The organism is Ruegeria sp. BC6, assembly GCF_056539185.1.
Genome location: NZ_JBQFUM010000008.1, coordinates 52360 through 67069, shown reverse-complemented (window position 1 = coordinate 67069; position 14710 = coordinate 52360). Strand labels below are relative to the sequence as shown.

Annotated in this window: 15 protein-coding genes; 6 read left to right on the top strand and 9 right to left on the bottom strand. The window is 62.9% G+C overall.

Going from position 1 to position 14710, the window contains the following annotated elements; genetic code table 11:
- Positions 1–2: 2 nt before the first annotated feature.
- From ACR0MM_RS18105 to hslO, 5 genes are all read right to left on the bottom strand, one after another.
- The gene (locus ACR0MM_RS18105) at positions 3–1835 is read right to left on the bottom strand and encodes an ABC transporter ATP-binding protein (RefSeq protein WP_480697746.1); all 1833 of its coding nucleotides are present in this window, start codon (positions 1833–1835) and stop codon (positions 3–5) included.
- Positions 1832–3682, bottom strand: a complete 1851-nt coding sequence (locus ACR0MM_RS18100) for an ABC transporter ATP-binding protein (protein WP_480697744.1) — start codon at positions 3680–3682, stop codon at positions 1832–1834. The genes ACR0MM_RS18105 and ACR0MM_RS18100 overlap by 4 nt, the downstream gene beginning before the upstream one ends.
- 191 nt (positions 3683–3873) lie before the next feature.
- Positions 3874–5028, bottom strand: coding sequence for a CCA tRNA nucleotidyltransferase (locus ACR0MM_RS18095; RefSeq protein WP_480697742.1), 1155 nt, complete (start codon positions 5026–5028; stop codon positions 3874–3876).
- Positions 5025–5624 carry a CoA pyrophosphatase gene (locus tag ACR0MM_RS18090; protein WP_480697740.1) on the bottom strand — a complete coding sequence of 200 codons (600 nt, stop codon included), beginning with the start codon at positions 5622–5624 and terminating at the stop codon, positions 5025–5027. Before ACR0MM_RS18090 ends, ACR0MM_RS18095 begins: the two co-directional genes overlap by 4 nt.
- Positions 5614–6600 carry an Hsp33 family molecular chaperone HslO gene (gene hslO, locus ACR0MM_RS18085; RefSeq protein ID WP_480697738.1) on the bottom strand — a complete coding sequence of 329 codons (987 nt, stop codon included), beginning with the start codon at positions 6598–6600 and terminating at the stop codon, positions 5614–5616. The genes ACR0MM_RS18090 and hslO overlap by 11 nt, the downstream gene beginning before the upstream one ends.
- A 76-nt stretch (positions 6601–6676) precedes the next feature.
- Here hslO and ACR0MM_RS18080 point away from each other — a divergent pair, with 76 nt between their 5' ends.
- Positions 6677–7120 carry an NUDIX hydrolase gene (locus tag ACR0MM_RS18080; protein ID WP_480697736.1) on the top strand — a complete coding sequence of 148 codons (444 nt, stop codon included), beginning with the start codon at positions 6677–6679 and terminating at the stop codon, positions 7118–7120.
- Here ACR0MM_RS18080 and ACR0MM_RS18075 read toward each other — a convergent pair.
- Positions 7117–8382, bottom strand: a complete 1266-nt coding sequence (locus ACR0MM_RS18075; protein ID WP_480697734.1) for a PP2C family protein-serine/threonine phosphatase — start codon at positions 8380–8382, stop codon at positions 7117–7119. The two genes, ACR0MM_RS18080 and ACR0MM_RS18075, sit on opposite strands and share 4 nt — an antisense overlap.
- 157 nt (positions 8383–8539) lie before the next feature.
- Here ACR0MM_RS18075 and ACR0MM_RS18070 point away from each other — a divergent pair, with 157 nt between their 5' ends.
- Entirely contained in the window at positions 8540–8866 is a 327-nt protein-coding gene (locus tag ACR0MM_RS18070) for an Hpt domain-containing protein (RefSeq protein ID WP_170373155.1), read from the top strand.
- Between the two features lie 4 nt (positions 8867–8870).
- On the opposite strand, the gene ilvA is transcribed toward ACR0MM_RS18070, so the two are convergent.
- Together ilvA and ACR0MM_RS18060 are read right to left on the bottom strand one after the other, a co-directional pair.
- Entirely contained in the window at positions 8871–10097 is a 1227-nt protein-coding gene (gene ilvA / locus ACR0MM_RS18065; protein ID WP_480697732.1) for a threonine ammonia-lyase IlvA, read from the bottom strand.
- A 59-nt stretch (positions 10098–10156) separates the two neighbouring features.
- Complete coding sequence (locus ACR0MM_RS18060; RefSeq protein ID WP_480697730.1) at positions 10157–10924, bottom strand: hypothetical protein; 768 nt, start codon at positions 10922–10924, stop codon at positions 10157–10159.
- Positions 10925–11058: 134 nt separating this feature from the next.
- Here ACR0MM_RS18060 and ACR0MM_RS18055 point away from each other — a divergent pair, with 134 nt between their 5' ends.
- From ACR0MM_RS18055 to msrA, 4 genes are all read left to right on the top strand, one after another.
- On the top strand, positions 11059–12285 hold the full coding sequence (locus ACR0MM_RS18055; protein WP_170363962.1) for an argininosuccinate synthase: 1227 nt from the start codon (positions 11059–11061) through the stop codon (positions 12283–12285).
- A 32-nt stretch (positions 12286–12317) separates the two neighbouring features.
- A complete protein-coding gene (locus ACR0MM_RS18050; RefSeq protein WP_480697792.1) occupies positions 12318–12716 on the top strand; it encodes a DUF1810 domain-containing protein in 399 nt (132 codons plus the stop codon).
- Positions 12717–12796: 80 nt separating this feature from the next.
- On the top strand, positions 12797–13078 hold the full coding sequence (locus ACR0MM_RS18045; RefSeq protein WP_005979840.1) for an SCP2 sterol-binding domain-containing protein: 282 nt from the start codon (positions 12797–12799) through the stop codon (positions 13076–13078).
- 95 nt (positions 13079–13173) lie between these two features.
- The gene (gene msrA / locus ACR0MM_RS18040; protein WP_480697727.1) at positions 13174–13839 is read left to right on the top strand and encodes a peptide-methionine (S)-S-oxide reductase MsrA; all 666 of its coding nucleotides are present in this window, start codon (positions 13174–13176) and stop codon (positions 13837–13839) included.
- Here msrA and ACR0MM_RS18035 read toward each other — a convergent pair.
- Positions 13836–14708 (bottom strand): ribokinase, encoded by an 873-nt coding sequence (locus tag ACR0MM_RS18035; protein WP_480697725.1) that lies wholly within the window; start codon positions 14706–14708, stop codon positions 13836–13838. The genes msrA and ACR0MM_RS18035 overlap by 4 nt on opposite strands.
- Between the last annotated feature and the right edge of the window lie 2 nt (positions 14709–14710).

Sequence of the window (14710 nt, the reverse complement as noted above, 5' to 3'; positions counted from 1 at the left end):
CCTTATTCGGCGGCCTCGGTCTGGATGAACCCGCCCGACTGGCGGTGCCAGAACCGCGCATATAGCCCGCCCTGCGCCAGCAGAGTGTCATGCGGCCCGCTTTCCACGATGCGCCCGTGATCCAGAACGATGATCCTGTCCATCTCGCTGAGGGTGGACAGGCGGTGGGCGATGGCCAGAACGGTCTTGCCTTCCATCACCCGGTGCAGCGCGGTCTGGATCGCGGCCTCGACCTCGGAATCCAGCGCCGAGGTCGCCTCGTCCAGCACGAGGATCGGCGCGTCCTTCAGGATCGCGCGGGCCAAAGCAATGCGCTGACGCTGGCCGCCGCTCAGCTTGACGCCGCGCTCGCCCAGATGCGCGTCATAGCCCTTGCGCCCCTGCCCGTCCTGCAGATCGAGGATGAAATCATGCGCCTCGGCTTTTTTGGCGGCGGCGATCATCTGGTCTTCGCTGGCATCGGGCCGGCCGTACAGGATGTTGTCGCGGGCCGAGCGGTTGAACATCGCGGTTTCCTGCGTTACCATGCCGATCTGGCGGCGCAGGCTGTCCTGCGTGACACCGGCGACGTCCTGCCCGTCGATCAGAATTTGCCCATTTTCCCTGTCATAGAGCCTGAGAAGCAGCGAAACCAAGGTGGACTTCCCCGCCCCCGAGGCACCGACGATCCCCAGTTTTTCGCCCGGCTGCACCGTCAGCGTCATGTCCGAGACCCCGCCCACGTCGCGACCATAGGCAAAGCTGACATCACGAAACTCGATCCGGCCCTCGGGCACCGTCAGCTCGGCGGCGTCCGGCGCATCCTCGACCCGGTCGGGCCGCGCCAGGGTTTTCATGCCGTTCTCGATCTCGCCCACATGGGCGTAGATCCCCATCAGGGTAAAGCTGACCCAGCCCGTCATCTGCGCGATGCGGATCGAAATGGCGCCCGCCGCCACGATATCCCCGGTGGTCGCCGACCCGGCCTGCCACAGCCACAGCGTCGCGCCCAACAGCAGAACCGGCAGAACGCCCGCCAAGGTCATCAAAATGAACCGAAAACTGGCCGACAGTTTGCCAAAGGCCAGCGACTTGTCGCGCAGCGCAACCATCGAGTCGCGCGCGGCCTGATCCTCGAACTCGGAATGGGCAAACAGCTTGACGGTCTTGATGTTGGTGATCGTGTCCACCACCTGCCCCGACACCATCGCCCGTGCCCCGGCCCGTGCGGCCGAGCGTGTGCGGATGCGCGGCAGGTACCAGCGCACCAGCAGGAAATACACAGCCAGCCAAGCCACGAAGGGCAGCATGACGAGGGGATGAATAGACCCTAACAAAAGCAAAGATCCCACGAGCGAGGCCAAGGCAAAGACGATGGCGCTGATGGTTTCCGATACGACCGAGGTCAGGGCATTGGCCGTCTGCATCTGTTTCTGGGCGATGCGGCCGGCAAAATCGTCGTCGAAATAGGTGACCGACTGCCCCAACGTCCAGCGGTTCAGCTTGGCCAGGACCAGCGGCGGGATGTTGGGCATGACGATATAATTGTTCGACACCGAGGACAGCCCGAACAGCAGCGGCCGGATCAGCATGAAGAACGCCACGGCGCCCAGGATCATCCACAGGTTTCGCGGTGTCAGAAAGTTCTCGGGGCCGCTGGCGGTCGCGATGTCGATCACCCAGCCCAGAATCCAGGCGGTTCCGGCCTCCATCGCGCCTGCCATGGCCGAAAACAGCGCAGCGGCGAACAACATGGGCCAGGCCCCTGTCAGGCACCAGCGAATGAACGCCCCCAGCCTTTGCGGCGGGGGCGTCAGGGTGGGTTCAAATGGTTTGATCAGGTCTGCGACCGTCATTCTGCTGCCTCGTCCGCGGCCTCGGGGTTCATGAAGCCGCCAGATTGGCGCGCCCAGAACTGGGCGTAAAGACCGCCCTGCTCCAGAAGATCGGCATGGGTGCCTTCCTCGACGATCCGGCCTCCGTCCAACACCAGGATCCGGTCCATCTGGGCGATGGTGCTGAGCCGGTGCGCGATGGCGATCACGGTCTTGCCCTGCATCATGCCGTACAGCGTCTCCTGGATTGCGGCTTCGACCTCGGAATCTAGGGCGGATGTGGCCTCGTCCAACAACAAGATCGGCGCGTCCTTCAGGATCACCCGCGCCAGCGTCACCCGCTGCCGCTGTCCACCGCTCAGCTTGACGCCGCGCTCGCCCACATGGGCGTCATAGCCGGTGCGGCCCTGCGGGTCCTGCAGGTCGAGGATGAAGTCATGCGCCTCTGCCTGTTTGGCGGCGGCGATCATCTGGTCTTCTGTCGCATCGGGGCGGCCATACAGGATGTTGTCGCGCACCGAGCGGTGCAGCAGCGCGCTGTCCTGCTGAACCATGCCGATATTGCGGCGCAGGCTGTCCTGAGTGACGGTGCGGATGTCCTGCCCGTCGATCAGGATCGCGCCGCTTTCCACGTCGTAGAACCGCAGTAACAGCTTGACCAAGGTCGACTTCCCGGCCCCCGACCGCCCGATCAACCCAACCTTTTCGCCCGGCTGGATGGTCAGATTGACGTGATCCAGCCCGCCGGTCTCGCGGCCATAATGGTGCGACAGGTCGCGGATCTCGATCCGGCCATCGGTCAGTTGCAGCGGCTTGGCGCCCGGTGCATCCAGCAGGTCGACGGGCTGGGCGATGGTCTCCATCCCCTCGGCCACGACGCCCAGCTGGCGGAAGAAGCTGGTCAGCGCCCACATGATCCAGCCGGTCATGGCATTCAGCCGCAGCGTCAGCGCAGTGGCCGCCGCCACCACCCCGACCGTGGCACTGCCCTGCATCCACAGGTAAATGGCCCAGCCGACCACACCGATGATCAGCACGCCGTTCAGCGCGACCAGAACGGCATCCATGATGGTGAAGATACGCATTTCGGTCTGGAAGGTGCGCCGGGTCTCTTCGATCGCTTCGCGCGCATAATCGAGTTCCTGCCGGGCATGGGCGAACATCTTCACCGAATGGATGTTGGTATAGCTGTCGACCACCCGGCCCGTCACCGTAGACCGCGCATCAGACGCGGCCTGCGACGCCGGCCCCACCCGCTGCACCGTCCAGCGCACCAGCAGCGCATAGAGCGCGAACCAGATCAGCAACGGCAGCAGCAGGCGCGGATCGGCAGCCATCAGCAGGATCGCCGCACCGATCAGATAGGCCAGCGAGAACGAAATTGCATCGAACACCTGGAACACCACCTCGCCCGCGGCGGGCGGGGTTTGCATGATGCGGTTTGCGATACGCCCGGCAAAGTCATTCTCGAACCAGCCGACCGACTGGCGCAGAACGTGCTTGTGCGCCCGCCAGCGGATCAGCGTGCCGAAATTGGGCAGGATCGCATTGTTCAGCAGCAACACGTCCAGCACATGCAGGATGGGTCGCAGGAACAGGATGAACAGCGCGACCAGGACCAGCTCGGTCCCGTGGGCCTGCCAGACCTCGGACGGCGATCCGCCCAGCAGGTCGACGACCCGGCCCATGTAGTAGATCAGCCCAACCTCGACCGCGGCCACGATGATCGACATCAGCGCGGCCCAGAAGAAGACGCGCCGAAAAGGGCGGGAATAATCCAGCATGAAGGGCCACAGCCGTGTCGGCGGCCGGTCGACCTCTTCATAGGCAACAAAAGGGTCTACAAGGTTTTCGAAAAAGCGAAACATGGAGGTGCTCCGATTGAGCAGGAAAATTGAAAATGCGAAAGCAGATGGCGCCAAAACACCACCCGTACGGGTCAGGTGTTCTGGCTTTAGCCGAACCAGATCCCGTAGTACATTCGCAGTCCTCCATCCATGTGACAGGCGCACCCTAGCCGGAAACCCGAAGGCTTGTCATCCCCTTTTGAGACTTCCCGTCAAACTTGCAGCAGCGCGTCCCGGTCCAGCGTGAAGTCCGAGGCAATCCAGCGGCTTTCCAGTTCGGCCAGTTTCGCGCCCAGCGCAGGGCCGGAGTAACGCCCGAGCAGATCGGCGGCCTTGACCGGGAATGACTCCGCGGCCCCTTTTTCAACGGCCGCGCCCGTCTCAGCCGTCCAGGGCTGTTCCAGAAAGGCGCAGCGCAGCAGGGCCGCGTCCTGTCCGTCCGGCTGGCCCAGCCGATACCCCAATTCGGCCGCCCCGGCACCGCCCTGCGCGCCGTCCCGGATCCGGGTCAGGCGGGCCAGTTGCGCCTTGCTGAGGCGCAGAGTCCCGGCAACCTCGGGCCCCGCGATGGCTGCCAGACGGCGCAGCGCGTCGGGGGCAAGCCCGGCCTGCGATTCAAGATGGATCAGGATCGGCAGCGCCCGATCGTCGGCGCCAGGCAGCAGATGCGCCAGAACGCCGATGCTGCGCATGGCGGCCACCGATGGGGCCGGATCGGGCGCGGCCAGCAGTTTCAGCATCTCGGCCCCGACCCGTTCGCGCGACAGCCGGTCGAGCCCGTCCAGATCGGCCGCAATCGCCGCCAGCGCATCCGGGTCCATCCCGGCCTGCGCATCGCCATACCAGGCGTGAAACCGGAAATACCGCAACGAGCGCAGATAGTCCTCGCGGATGCGATCTTGGGCCGCACCGATGAACCGCACGCGCCGCGCCTGCAGGTCGGGCAGGCCGCCCAGCGGATCCAGAATGGTGCCGTCGGGGCGGGAATAGAGCGCGTTCATCGTAAAATCGCGGCGGGCGGCGTCCTCTTCCACCTGGTCGGAAAAGGCAACGACCGCGCGCCGCCCGTCGGTTTCGACGTCGCGGCGAAAGGTTGTGATCTCATGTGGTTTGCCCTCGCTGACCACGGTCACGGTGCCATGATCAATCCCCGTCGGAATCGCCTTCAGCCCGGCCCGTTCAGCCAGGTCCATCACCTGTTGCGGGCGGGCATCGGTGGCGATGTCGAGATCCGAGACCGGGGCTCCCAGCAGCGCATTGCGGACGCAACCCCCAACGAACAGCGCCAGCGCGCCGCCCTCGGTCAGCGCCGCACACACGTTCTGCGTGGCCGGGTTCGTGATCCAGTCTTCGGTGATCCGCATCATTCGTTCATCCGTGCCGCCAACCCGCGCAACATGCGGGCCGTGGCGCCCCAGATGTAGTAGGGGCCAAAGGGCACCGCGAAGTAATACCGCCGTGTTCCGCGCCAGATGCGCGATTCAACCACATAATTCGCAGGGTTCAGCACATGCGCAACAGGAACCGAAAATACTTCGTCAACCTCGCCCGGTTCGGCCACCGGGTCAAAGCCGCGCTCCAGAACCGCCACCACCGGTGTCACGGCGAATGACGTGACGGTTTCATGCACCGGCAAGGTACCCAGAATGCGTGGCAGGTCCGGCGGCAGGCCGATCTCCTCCTGCGCCTCGCGCAGGGCGGTTGCGGTCACATCCGCATCGGTGTCATCCTGCTTGCCACCCGGAAAGGCGATCTGCCCCGGATGGTGTTTCAGGGCCGAAGACCGCTTGGTCAGGATCAGGCGCGGATCGTCGCGGGCCAGGTCCACGGCGATCAGAACACCCGCGGGGCGCAGCTTGCGCCCCGCAGGCAGAACCGTCCCGGGATTGAGGTCGAAGTCGCTGGACCCGTCACCGGGACGGGCCAGCGCCGCGCTCAGACGCGGGATCAGGTCAGGCGCCATCCGGATCTTCTGCCTCGAACCCGACGGATTTCGGATCCAGCACGTAATGCGCGCCGCAGAACTGGCAGTCGGCGGTCACGGTGCCGTCGTCCGTGGTCATCTTCTCGATGTCCTGGGCCGAGTAGATCGACAGGCTTTGACGCACGCGGTCCTCGGAGCAGGTGCAGCCGAACTGCACCGACTGGGCCTCGTACACGCGGGGCTGTTCCTCGTGGAACAGGCGCACCAGCAGATCGGTCGGCGCCACGGATGGTCCGATCATTTCCAGATCCTCGACCGTGTCCAGAAGTATGTTGACCCGACCCCAGTTCTCTTCTTCCTGACCATCGACCAGATCGGCGGCTGTCAGAACTTCGCCCGTACCCTCGCCGCTGGCGACAAACGGAGACGCCTTTGGCATGTGCTGCAGCATGATGCCGCCGGCGCGCCAGCGTTCGCCCACACCCGGCTCGGTCGACCGGCCAAAGCTGAGCGAGAAGCGGGTCGGCAGCTGTTCGGACTGCGCGAAATACGCCTCGGCACAGGCGCTGAGCGATCCTCCGGCCAGCGGCGTGATCCCCTGATAGGGTTGCGTTCCCTTGCCCTGGTCGATCAGGATCGCAAAGTATCCCTCGCCCACCTGATCATAGGGCGCACCTTCGGTCAGACGGTCGCGGTCAAAGCTGGCATAGGCCCTGATCTGCGCGGGCTGGCCCTCTTCTCGCGGGGCGTAATAGTCGGTTGCGATCATCCGCACGGGCCCCTTGGACTGAACCTGCAGCGACAGCTTCCAGCGCAGCGCGACGGTCTGGCCGATCAGCGCGGTCAGCAAGGCCATCTCGGCCACCAGCGCCTCGACCTGCGCGGGGTAGTTGTGCTGCTTCAGGATGCCGTCCAGCACCCCGTCCAGCCGGGCCACGCGGCCACGAATATCCGATACATCAAGTTGAAAGGGCAGGACGGTATCGTCCCACGCGATTTTCGTTCCAAGAGACATGGGGTTTCCTTAAGCGCCGCAAGTTGGCATATCGCCACCATATAGGTCGTACATTCGGGGTTGAAAGGGTCCTTACATGATCAGACGGTTCGGCGAAACCCCGGAACCGGGACGGAAATACACGCGCCGGGTCGGCGTCTATGCGCTGCTGCCGTGCGGGGCCAGCCTGCTGCTGACCTGCCAGACCGAACCCGGACCCGACTTGCAGCTGCCCGGAGGCGGGATCGATCCCGGCGAGTCGCCGATAGTCGCCCTGCATCGCGAGGTGTTCGAAGAAACCGGTTGGTCGATCGCGGATCCGCGGCGGGTTGGTGCGTTCCGGCGGTTCACCTACATGCCCGAATATGATTTGTGGGCCGAGAAGGTCTGCCTGATCTATCGGGCCCGCCCGGTTCAACGCAAAGGACCACCGACCGAACCCTTTCACGAGGCGGTTTGGATGAACACCGGCGATGCGGTTCACATGTTGGGCAATGCGGGCGACCGGCACTTCGCGCGGCTGCATCTATCCGGGCTTTAGTTTCCGTTGTACTCGAAAAACACGGCTGAAACGTCATCCTCCATCCCCGTTCCCGGCGGCATACCCTGAGTCAATCGCCAGAACATGTCGTCCAGAAACTCGGGCCCGCTGTTCGCTCCTAGGCATTCCAGCGCCATCCGTTGCAGCCCGTCCTCATCCAGAAGATCACCGTTTTTGACACGGCATTCGGTGAAGCCGTCCGAGTACAACAGCAGCTTGTCACCGCGCTGCAGATAGGTTTCGGTCTGCTGGAACGCCACATCGGGCAGCAATCCGATGGGAAGGCCGCCATCCCCAAGGAACTCTGCCCGGCCGGTCCGGCGCAACAGCAGTGGATGGGGGTGCCCAGCCTGAACCATCCTCAGGTGGCCGTTGCGCAGATCCACGATGGCGTAGACCATGGTGAAATATTCCTCGATCCCCGAGTCGGCCATCAGGCGGGCATTCAGGATAACGGCTACCTGCTCAGGTGGCAGCAAGGCGTAGAACTTGTTGAACCGCTTCTCCATTGCGACGTTCTGATCGAAATGCTGGCTGGTCAGATACCCGCCCAACCGCGCTGTCATCATTGCTGACGTGATACCGTGGCCGGAGACGTCGATGCTGTAGAACCCGATCCGGTTCGCGCCCGGCGAAAACATCCCCACCAGGTCACCCCCGATGTGGCCGCAGGGTTTGAGCAGCAGGCTGACCCGGGACCTGCCAAATTTCCGATAGAGTTCCGGCACCAGTGATTCTTGAATCTTGCGCGCCTGGATCAGATCCTTGTCGATGGCGTCATGCGCAAGGCGCAGTTCGGACAAAGCGGTTTCGATCAACCGGTTCTTGTCCGAAAGCTCGCGCTGCATATCAAGAATGCGGGCCCCTGCCGAAATGCGGGCCCGCAACTCGTCTGCTTCAAGCGGTTTGATCAGGAAATCATCCGCGCCGGCATCCAGACCGCGCGCGACTTCCTGCTTCTCACTTTTTGAGGTCAGAAGGATGAAATAAGTGTACTGGTCGTTCTCCAACGCGCGGAACGCCCGGCAGAATTCCAGCCCGCCCATGCCCGGCATCACCCAGTCACTGAGCACCAGATCGGGCAGGCCCTTTTTGCAGATCTCGATTGCTTCTTCACCGCTGTCGGCCTCGACAACCGTGAATCCCCATTTCTTCAGCGACGCCACCAGAATAAGGCGTTGCAGGCGGCTGTCATCGACCACCAGCACAGTCCGGATGGCTCCAAAATCCAGGTCAGCCTTGGCCTCAATTTGGCTGGACACTCGCACGCGAAACCTCTGCGCATTTTCCAACGGGGGTGGGGCAAAGCTACGGCGCTCGGCTTAACAACCGATGAAAGCTGTTCACCGCAGCGGCTTAACCCGGATTTTACCCCGGACCGGTAATCAGAGACGGTACCGGTCAAGGTGGAGGACGGTGATGATACACTGGCCAAGGGTGCGCCAGCTGCGTGACGAAGTCGGGCCCGAGGAGTTCGACGAGGTCGTCCGGATCTTTCTGGATGAAGTCGGAGAGGTCATGGGCCGCTTGACGTCGGACACCGACCGGTCCGCGCTTGAGCAGAACCTGCATTTCCTCAAGGGCAGTGCATTGAGCCTTGGTTTTGAGAGTCTGTCCAAACTCTGTCAGGATGGCGAACGGCGCGCTGCTGCGGGCCATGGGGCGGAAGTCGATCTGGACGCGGTCATCGCGGCTTTTGACCGCTCGCGCGCAGAATTCATGTCCGGCCTAAAGGACAACCTGTAATCGGTCAGATCACGAACTGCGCCAACGTCTCGTCCTCGGTGATGTCGGTATAGACGAACCCGGCATCGTCCAGATGCGCAAACAGGCGCAGGAAATTGTCCGGCTTGCTGGTCTCGATCCCGATCAGGACCGAACCGAAATTGCGCGCCGATTTCTTCATGTATTCAAACCGGGCGATGTCATCTTCGGGGCCGAGGATGTTCAGAAATTCCTTCAGTGCTCCGGGGCGCTGCGGCAGGCGCAGGATGAAGTATTTCTTGACGCCCGAATAGCGCTGCGCCCGCTCTTTGACCTCGGGAAGACGCTCGAAATCGAAATTCCCGCCCGAGGTGACGCAGACGACCGTCTTGCCGCGCACAAAGCTTTGGACGTCGCCCACCGCCTCGATCGCCAAGGCCCCGGCGGGTTCCAGCACGATGCCTTCCACATTCAGCATCTCGATCATGGTGGTGCAAATGCGGTCCTCGGACAGAACGATCACGTCCGACAAGTGCCGGTCACGCAACAGCTGGAACGGCTTGTCTCCGATCCGGCCCACCGCCGCGCCGTCGACGAAATTGTCCACCTTGTCCAGCGCCACCGGATGGCCCGCCGCCAGCGCCGCGCGCAGACAGGCCCCGCCCGCGGGCTCGACGAACAGGCAATGGGTGCGGTCGCCGAACCATGTCGCCACACCCGAGGACATGCCGCCGCCACCCACCGGCAGCACCACGTGATCGGGCAGGCGGCCCAGCTGTTCTTCGATCTCCACGGCCAGTGAGGCCTGCCCTTCGATCACGTCGTCATCGTCGAAGGGCGACAGGAAATACCCACCCTGCTGCGCGCACCACTCCTGAGCCGCGGCGAGCGTGTGGTCGAAATAGTCGCCGGTCAGGTGGATCTCGACGTTGTCGCCTCCAAAGATTCGGGTCTTCTGGATCTTCTGCTGAGGTGTGGTCACCGGCATGAAAATCACGCCTTTGACCCCCATGTGCTTGCACATATAGGCCACGCCCTGCGCGTGGTTGCCCGCACTGGCGCAAACGAACAGGTCCTGCCCCTGCTGCTTGCGCATGGCGTTGAACGCGCCGCGGATCTTGTAGGACCGCACCGGGCTGAGGTCTTCGCGTTTCAGCCAGATGTCGGCATCATATTTCTCGGACAGATGGGCATTGCGCTGCAACGGTGTTGCAGGAAACACGGTGCGCATCGCCTGTTCGGCGGCGCGGGCGCGGGTCATGAAATCACTCATGCCGCATTCCCTGCCCCATCAGGCCGACAAGGGCAAGGAATACATCGGTGTACGGGCGATCAGCCCAGTTCGCGCTTTTCGATGAACACGCCGTACATCGTGGTCAGGATGCTGACGTTGATCATCGGCAGGATCAGGATCCCGAAAAACAGGGCGATCAATACACCCAGTACCGGAATGATCGACAAAACTCCGATCGCCATCTGAACCAGGAACTGAAACAGGAACGAGATCACGATAATAACGACGATTGTACCTCCGGTACCCAGAGTGTTGTTCCAAGCCTCGCTCAACGTGATCGGCTGGCCGATTGCCGCAGCCGGCAGGATGATGGACAGCCGATAGAAGCAAATAGCCAGGAAAACCAGGTAGCCGATGGTCAGGATGATCGAAATGGCGATCAGTCCTTCGCCCAGCAAGCCTGTCAGGATCCCCATCGGCAGGAACGCAATTGCCATCAGGATCCCCAGCATCAGCCCGCGTCCGAAATAGGCCAGAATGCGATCGAACCGAAAGGTGGGCAGCACGCCGGAAGGATACTCTTCCAGAAGAATGTATCTGTGCCAGGCCACCGCGATCCAGCCCATGATGAGGACCATCACGACGAACAGGAGCAACGCAAACAGAATAAGGGCCCCCGGATTCACCCCCGGCGGTAACCCATTCGGATTGTCATCAAATACTTCGAGTGGAATTCCGGACACCATGAACAGGCCGATGATTGCAACCGTTCCGATTACGGCCGGACCGATAACGATTTGCGCCACCTGCTTGAGATTGCCAAAAACCATCCGAAGCGAGTGCGCAAAAATATTCCATCCGAGCATTCCGAATTTTCCTTAATCAATCCATGGTTGATACCGTTTGACTGCAATTCCGCCGCCCGGTCAATCCACAGCTTCTTGCCCCCACGTCGAAAACCCGCTAGGGGCCAATCGTCTTACGCATAAGGGGAAGTCAGATGTCCGCGCCCAAGAAAGTTGTTCTGGCCTATTCCGGTGGCCTTGATACCTCGATCATCCTGAAATGGCTGCAGACCGAGTATGGCTGCGAGGTGGTGACCTTCACCGCCGACCTGGGTCAGGGCGAAGAGCTTGAGCCCGCCCGCCAGAAGGCCGAGCTGCTGGGGATCAAGCCCGAGAACATCTATATCGAGGACATCCGCGAGGAGTTCGTCCGCGATTTCGTCTTCCCCATGTTCCGCGCCAATGCGCAGTACGAAGGGCTGTACCTGCTGGGCACCTCGATCGCGCGTCCGCTGATCTCGAAGCGCCTGATCGAGATCGCCAAGGAAACCGGCGCTGACGCAGTGGCGCATGGCGCCACCGGCAAGGGCAATGACCAGGTGCGGTTCGAACTGGCGGCCTATGCGCTGAACCCTGACATCAAGGTGATCGCGCCCTGGCGCGAGTGGGACCTGAGCAGCCGCACCAAGCTGCTGGAATTTGCCGAGGCGCACCAGATCCCGATCGCCAAAGACAAGCGGGGCGAGGCACCCTTCTCGGTGGATGCGAACCTCCTGCATACCTCGTCCGAGGGCAAGGTTCTGGAAGACCCCGCTGTACAGGCGCCCGACTATGTCTATCAGCGTACCGTCCACCCCGAGGACGCCCCGAACGAGCCCGAATATATCGAGATCGGCTTTGAAAAAGGCGACCCGGTCAGCATCAATGGCGAGGCGATGAGCCCAGCGACCATCCTGACCAAGCTGAACGAATACGGCGGCAAGCACGGCATCGGCCGTCTGGATCTGGTCGAGGGCCGGTTCGTGGGCATGAAGTCGCGCGGCATCTACGAAACACCGGGCGGCACCATCCTTCTGGAAGCGCATCGCGGCATCGAATCCATCACCATGGACCGCGGAGCAATGCACCTGAAAGACCAGCTGATGCCGCAATATGCCGAGCTGATCTACAACGGTTTCTGGTACAGCCCCGAGCGCGAGATGCTGCAGGCCGCCATCGACAAATCTCAGGAACACGTCACCGGCACCGTCCGCGTGAAACTCTACAAGGGTCTGGCCTCGACCGTGGGCCGCTGGTCGGATCACTCGCTGTATTCCGAGGCGCATGTGACTTTTGAGGAAGACGCTGGCGCCTATGACCAGAAAGACGCCGCGGGCTTCATCCAGTTGAACGCACTGCGGCTCAAGCTGCTGGCGGCGCGCGACAAGCGGTTGTCCAAGTGACCGAGGATGACGGCCTGGACGACGAACTGGAAATGTTCATCGAAGCGCAGGACACGGTCTGGTCCGATGTCCTGCGCGAACTGGAACGGGGGCAGAAGACCAGCCATTGGATGTGGTTCGTCTTTCCGCAACTGGCCGAGCTGGGCCAATCGCACATGGCGCAGCTTTACGGGATCGAGGATCTGGACGAGGCTGCGGCCTACCTGGTCCATCCCGAATTGCGCCGCCGCCTGACCGAGGTGGCCCGGCTGATGCTGACCCACGCGGGCAAGGACCCGGCCGAGATTCTGGGCAAGGTGGACGCCAAGAAGCTGCGGTCGTCCATGACCCTGTTCGCCGCCGTGCCCGATGCTCCGCCTGAATTCCAGGAGGTTCTGGGCGCGTTCTATGACGGGCAGCCCTGCCCGCGCACACAGCAGGCCCTGGGCTGAGCGGTTTCCCGTAAGGTCACGCTTGCCCCGGCCCCTGCCCTCTGTCACCCCGAACGCAAGTGCGAAAAAGGGAGGCAGGGATGCTGCAGGAGATCGCCGAGGGAATCCAAAAAGGGCTGGCCGACAAACGCTTTGACGGCTCGTTGAAATTTGATTGCGGCGCCGATGGCGTGATCGTGCTGGCCGACAATACGGCCACCACCCAGGACCGCGAGACCGATTGCACCATCCGCATCTCGCGCGAAAACCTGGGCAAACTGCTGACCGGCAAGCTGAACCCGATGACAGGGGTGATGATGGGCAAGCTCAAGATCTCGGGCGACATGGGCGTCGCGATGAAGCTGGGGCAGTTGCTGGGCTAGGCGATAAACTCGTCTCACCACCGCGTGACAAACGGTTTCAGCCGATTGCCAGCCGCCCCGTTGCGCGGCAGCCTGAGGCGGAAAGGAGATCCGCCATGACCCGTTGCCTCGACCAGATCAAGCTGACCCTTCTGTTTGCGCTGATTGCGCTGGCGCTGATCCTGCGCGCTCAGCCTTCCCCGGCGGCCGGAACCGAGACGCTGACCGTGGCGGGCGGCTGTTTCTGGTGCGTCGAGGCCGATTTCGAATCCGTGCCCGGCGTGATCGAGGCGGTTTCGGGTTACACCGGCGGCACGACTCCGAACCCCACCTACAGCCAGGTCACGAGCGGCGGCACCGGCCATTACGAGGCGGTGCAGATCACCTTCGATCCGGCCCGCGTTTCCCGTGAAACCCTGCTGAACCTGTTTTTCCGCTCGGTCGATCCCACCGATGCGGGCGGGCAGTTCTGTGACCGGGGTGAGAGCTATCGCACAGCGATTTTTGTCTCTGACACAGGCGAAAAAGCTTTGGCCGAACGCAGCAAGGCCGAAGCACAGCGTGCGCTGGGTCAGGCCATCGTGACTCCGGTCCTGTCGCTTGGGGCGTTCTATCCGGCCGAGGCCTATCATCAGGATTACTACAAGGGCAAAAAGCTGGTGTTCACCCGGTTCGGGCCGAAACGCCAGCTGAATGCCTACAAGGCCTATCGCAAGGCCTGCGGCCGCGATGCACGGGTCCGGCAATTGTGGGGCAACGCCGCGCCGTTTGCCGGATCTTAATCCAGCGCGGCCTCGCGCACCTCTTTCAGATCGGGAATGACGTCCGCCGTACCAGGCCGCATCACCATCAGGGCAGCGGCCCGGTTGGCTTGGGTGATGGCCTGCGCCATCGGCATCCCCCGGTCCATTCCCGCCAGAACATATCCGGTAAAGGTGTCCCCGGCCCCGGTCGTGTCCACGGCCTTGACCTTGTGGGCGGGAAACTCTGCCGCCGCCTGCCCGCGTTGATGATAGCGGGCGCCTTTTGACCCCAGCGTGACGATCACATGCTCGACCGGCAGATCGGCCGGAGCCATCCCTGTGGCCTGTTGCAGCTGGGCGGCCTCGACCTCGTTCAGGATCAGGAAATCCAGATAGGGCAGCACCGCCTGCACCGCCGTTGCGCTGAAGGGGGCTGCGGCATAGCACACCGTCAGACCCCGCTCGCGGCCCAGCTTCGCGGCCTCGACCTGTGCGGTGGTCTCGTTCTGGAACACCAGAAGACCGCGCGTGTCAGAGTCTGCCAGCGCGGCGGAAACCTGACCGGCTCCGATCGCATGGTTGGCGCCGGGGTACAGGATGATCAGGTTTTCGCCCTGCGCATCCACGGCGATGATCGCATGGCCCGTGGGCTGATCGACCTGCGCGATGTGCCGCGTGTCGACCCCGTATTCGGTCAACCGGTCGCGCGCCCACAGCCCGTCGGCCCCCACGGCGCCGATGTGGCGCACATGCGCCCCGGCCCGTGCCGCCGCAACCGACATGTTCGCGCCCTTGCCGCCCAGAAACCGCTGCAAACCGCTGGCCGCAAGGGTTTCACCCGGCGCCGGCAGGTGCGGCAGCGCATAGACCATGTCGGCATTGATCGAGCCCAGGTTCCAGATTGCCATCG